Here is a 4,607-nt window from a genome sequence, read left to right as displayed (position 1 = left end):
TCACCACCGCCGCTGCTCGAACGGTTGATCGAAGACGCTCAAAAGATCCACAAGCAGCGACCAATCTTACAAGAGACACTCGCTACCGCTACACAACCGAGGTGTGAGGCTTAACTAAAGACAGATGCTCCGCAAAGTCATGGAGTAGGTTGCCTTCAGTGAGGTAATCCTTTTCGGGGCTGTCGACGATCCGACTGAAGAAGTAGTCGCGTGGTGAGTTCACGTAGGTATTGAGACTCGACTTACTAATCGTCTCGACAGGCTCAGGAGACTCGCCGATCGGCTCTGTGTCGAATACAGCTCCGTCACGTGGTTCAGAGCGATTGAGATGGGTCGTAGACGGCAGCTCTGAGAAGCGATCGTACTCTCGTTCAAGGAGCTCTTCGAAGTACAAACACGGGGTAACGGGCGATCCGCCGGTCGCATCCTGAACAAGATAGTGTTGCTGACTCCCACTCTGTAACAGTAACTGGAAGCTCTTGAGATTCCGCGTGAACTGAGCATCCTGATCAACCCACGGACGACGTGGTGCCGAGTGAGTCCACCGGTCATCGAGGCCGAGGTAGAAGACAACCTCACGACCGACGTATGATGCCGACTTCGCGTCGGCGAGCAGGACGCCTTCGTTATCCCTGTCGACAGGCACCTCATACGTCTGTAGATAGAACGACAACTCGTCGAGGCGCGCTTCCGTAACGAACTCGTTGGCGATGCCAAGTTCTTCTAGCTCCGTTCGAAACGTATCAAGCGTGTCGTCGGTACGGTGTTCAAACGCTGAGAGTGCGTCCAAAAACGTGTACTCCTGGATCTCGTGACAGAAGTCGATCAGCCATGAAAGGTCATCATCATCGAGTTCGTGGAGCCGCTTCTCGGCGTCACGATTGGCCACATCACAGTCAAACGCTGTCAGCAGTGACCGAATTTCGCTGATCCGAATGTCAGTTCCACGGTGAGCAGTCCGGAGGAGATGAAGGAACAAGCGGTGTTCGCTACGATCAGTAAAGCCCGGTCCGCCGAAAAATGGGATGTCGGCTGCCTCAAGTGCAGACTCAATGAGCGGCGAGTACTCGCTTTCTTGATCGAGGACAATCCCGACGTTTTCGGCGTTTGTCTCAGTGACCGCATTCACGACCGTCTCGATGATCGCTGTCGGTGACTCATGGATACGGAACGACGGCAGCTCAAACTCTGTATCGGCAAAGAGACTGACCGTATCGTACTCAGCAGGCAGATACGCTCGTTCGAGTTGGGTGAGCATCTCTGGCTCAACGACGACCACATTGAGATCTGAATCGATAGTGTCGTTTGTGAGCTTCATCGAGGCCGTCTCAAGGTCGCCGATTCGCTCAACAGCTCGTTCAGTAGCTTCGTCGATGTAGGCGTCGTACTCGAAGATAGCCTCGTGAGATCCTTGGTGTTCCCAACACTGGAGGATATTCCCGACGGCGTAGGCGCACCGTTTCCACGAAATATCTTCGTTGGCGATCATGCCGAGGAACGCGAGTCGATCCTCAGATTCCTGTCGGCGACCGACCGCAAGACGACGTGGAGGGATAGCAAACGGCCCGAGGTGTGATCGATCAAGCTGGCGGTTGAGAGCACTTGCGAGCGGTCCGTCTGGAGTAATCACTCGGTCGTGCAATTTGACTTCGTCGTAGAGTTGGCGAGATGATTTTGCGCGGGGAAATGGCACATCACAAGAAGTCAGCGGTGTCGGTTAAATCTTTGTCAGGTGGTGTTGAGATAAGGTTGAGCGGCTCTGTTGAAACCCTCAGCGGCTGATACAAACGGCGTGCTGAACAGACTGTGAGATCTCTACGCAGAACTCCTGATAGCTTGCACTAACCGCCATTTATTATCCAAAACTGAGTCTTTGTCATCTGTTCCACCAGTAGTCAGGATCCCGATGTGGTAGAGCTGATACTTAAATTGGAAGTGAATCCCAGATTTGTAAATCGTCGGGTCACCAAGCACGACCTCGTTAATCTCCCCATCCGCGGTAAGAACCTCAGCCCGTCGGTCCCGCGTAAAAAACACCTCGACGGCAAGCGGTTGGTTGATGCGTGTGGCCTCAAGCGCGACGTCGGCGATCGTCGCCTCCCGAACCCCGTGCTGATGAAGTCGCTCAAGCGACTCAACAATGAGCCTCGTAGGGTCGTATTGGATGGCGACAGAGCGGGCAAGCTGTGCCCATCGCGGCGCAAGGTCGGTGAACCGCGTTGAGCGACCCGTCCAGCTGTCAAACACCTCAAGCGCAGCTGTGACACTCCCGTGCTGTTCACGAGCAAACCGCACAACTTCTGCACCAAGGTGCGTCAGTGAGTCTCCGTTGGGCTGGTCGTCGACGAGAGTTAACAGAATTGCCCCACGTCGCCCGCCAGCGATCGCGTTGATGACGTTGTCAGTATACACCGTTTTGGTGTCGTCGTCGGCAGCAAGCGCGAGCGCGTATCCCAAATAGTTCTTCGGGTGATTCACTGGGAAGCTCCCGTCGGTGAGTCGATGTGTGGTTGCTTGGAGTCGCACCGCGTCAATTGTGGTTGAGAACTCACCGGCCCCCGTAACGCGAGCGGGCTCAACGACACGTGCGGAGTCAGTGTCCTCCACGGCGATGACGCCGATGTTGAGATTCCGCGCTTGTGCACGGGCCGTGTCAGTGATGCTGGGTGCCGGGGCGGCGACGTATCCGAGGTTGACTTCAGGAAGATGAGCGTGCGCCTGGGAGATGCCGCGAGCGACGTCGGCGGCGGCCGGGTCAGCATTGTGACCTTTCGCCTCAATCACCGTGACCGGCGTCGTCGCCGCATCACCGTTCAGCACGTCCGTGGCTGGTGTGCCGACACCGAGTAGGTCGGGTTCACCAGCATTGAGTCGAATCGTGTTGTACGGCGCGAGTCGGTCACGAAGCGCATCAGGAATGGTCCAGCCGCCCCACGTAGATTGGGTAAACTGCGTCTCCGTGACCGCATACTGATCCGGGCTCGTATCAATATCGGGATACAGTGTGTCTTTCGCGGCAGCAAGCACCGTTGGCTCGGTGAGGGTGACTGCCATTATCCTGTTTACTGACGGTTAGATCATATAGTTGGGGGATCAAGACACCCGGTATCTATAGCGTACTCGCATACACCTCATCGAATACAATTATAGGATCGACAACAAAGCAACCCCGTATGGAGGTCGGGCTTGTCAGCTGTACAAAGAGTAAGCGTGAGGAGGCAGCGAAACCGAAGGATCTGTATCTCGAGTCGGCGTTTTTCAGAAAGGCTCGACAGTATGTTGAAGCGAATCACGATGCGTGGTATATCCTCTCTGCGAAACACCATTTGCTCGACCCCGATGGGGAGCCAATCGAGCCGTACGATGAAACGCTGAGCGGTGCATCTGCGGATACAAAACGGGAGTGGGCAGAAACCGTGTTTGAGCAGTTACGCGAAGAAGGCCTGCTTGGTGACGGGAATCGGCTCGTCTTCCATGCCGGGCGAGATTACCATGAAGAACTCACACCGCTACTCTCCGAGACGGGTGCTGAATTCTCGGTGCCGACGGATGGGTTACAATTCGGTGAAACGCTCGCGTGGTACAACGATCGTATCTGAATACATCGCCCCCATAACAGCTAACAGCCATTAGACATATCTGCCACTATGCCAACGGAATCGGTCAACGGGGCGGAGTTGTACTACGAATCAGATGGAGACGGAGTACCAGTTGTCTTCCTCCACGGCGTATTAATGAGTAGCCGATTCTTCAGCGAACAGCAGTCGCTCAGCGATGACCATCAGCTGATCACGCTCGATTTTAGAGGGCACGGTCGCTCCGAGAAAACCGAAACGGGGCATACACTCCCACAGTATGCCCGTGACCTGGAAGCGTTCCTTGACGCACAGGATCTTTCTGACGTTGTCCTTGTCGGGTGGTCAATGGGATCGCTTGTGGCGTGGGAATACGTCCGCCAGTTTGGGACAGACCGGTTCCGGGGCTTCGTGAGTGTCGAACAACAACCACTCGATCTTGAACAGGAGGATTACGAGCACGGTGTGTTCGGCTTTGGCGAACTTCGTGGACTCATGGAGCTCGCACAAACCAACCCACACGAGCTGGCGTGGTCTCTCATTGATGAGATGCTTGTGGATGAACCGGATTGTGTCGAACAGACGCTCTTCGATGAAATCACACGAGTCCCTCCCTCGATCACGAGCGCGATTCTCTTCGACCAATCAGTACGCGACTACCGGGAAGTGGTTCCCGACGTAGATGTCCCCACCCTCGTGTGTCTTGGTGAAGATGAAACGATGCTAGAGAATGGTGGTGTCGAATACGTTGCCGATAATACGCCTAAGGCCCAGATTGAGCGCTTCTCCGATAGTGGTCACTGTCCGTTCCTCGAAGAGCCTGAGCAGTTCAACCACGCTCTTTCGTCGTTCATCACAGCGCGCTGCTGATAGTGTCCAGCCACGCGCATCAGCGTCTCATCAACTATAGTATCCACTAGAAATAATTACTCACTTCTGGAACCGAGAGTTGATCAAGAACACTGTCGATCGCTGTTGTCAGTTCGTCGAGTGAGTCGAAGAAACGGTTGCTGAGCGCTGCTTGAAGTTGTC

3 protein-coding genes and 2 pseudogenes are annotated in these 4,607 nt (G+C 54.9%); 2 read left to right on the top strand and 3 right to left on the bottom strand.

Features of this window, described 5'->3' with window-relative positions:
• Window positions 1-127: 127 nt before the first annotated feature.
• Window positions 128-1,693 (bottom strand): annotated as a pseudogene (locus tag NO887_RS18390) (PD-(D/E)XK nuclease family protein); the annotation flags it as partial.
• Window positions 1,694-1,815: 122 nt separating this feature from the next.
• The gene (locus NO887_RS18385) at window positions 1,816-3,054 is read right to left on the bottom strand and encodes a hypothetical protein (protein WP_256419612.1); all 1,239 of its coding nucleotides are present in this window, start codon (window positions 3,052-3,054) and stop codon (window positions 1,816-1,818) included.
• A gap of 119 nt (window positions 3,055-3,173) precedes the next feature.
• Here NO887_RS18385 and NO887_RS18380 point away from each other — a divergent pair, with 119 nt between their 5' ends.
• Together NO887_RS18380 and NO887_RS18375 are read left to right on the top strand one after the other, a co-directional pair.
• A complete protein-coding gene (locus NO887_RS18380) occupies window positions 3,174-3,599 on the top strand; it encodes a DUF6884 domain-containing protein (RefSeq protein ID WP_256419611.1) in 426 nt (141 codons plus the stop codon).
• A 48-nt stretch (window positions 3,600-3,647) separates the two neighbouring features.
• Window positions 3,648-4,445 carry an alpha/beta fold hydrolase gene (locus NO887_RS18375; RefSeq protein ID WP_256419610.1) on the top strand — a complete coding sequence of 266 codons (798 nt, stop codon included), beginning with the start codon at window positions 3,648-3,650 and terminating at the stop codon, window positions 4,443-4,445.
• 46 nt (window positions 4,446-4,491) lie between these two features.
• On the opposite strand, the pseudogene NO887_RS18370 reads toward NO887_RS18375, so the two are convergent.
• Window positions 4,492-4,607: pseudogene (locus tag NO887_RS18370) on the bottom strand (IS630 family transposase); the annotation flags it as partial.

The organism is Halorubrum laminariae (assembly GCF_024494655.1).
GTDB classification, from domain to species: Archaea; Halobacteriota; Halobacteria; order Halobacteriales; family Haloferacaceae; genus Halorubrum; species Halorubrum laminariae.
Note: the sequence above shows the minus strand (reverse complement) of the source record. Positions and strands in the feature narration are given on the sequence as shown.

What these genes read in the sequence shown, in the direction of transcription:
- NO887_RS18385 (WP_256419612.1), bottom strand. Translation starts at nt 3,054, where the DNA reads ATGGCAGTCACCCTCACCGAGCCAACGGTGCTTGCTGCCGCGAAAGAC.
- NO887_RS18380 (WP_256419611.1), top strand. Translation starts at nt 3,174, where the DNA reads ATGGAGGTCGGGCTTGTCAGCTGTACAAAGAGTAAGCGTGAGGAGGCA.
- NO887_RS18375 (WP_256419610.1), top strand. Translation starts at nt 3,648, where the DNA reads ATGCCAACGGAATCGGTCAACGGGGCGGAGTTGTACTACGAATCAGAT.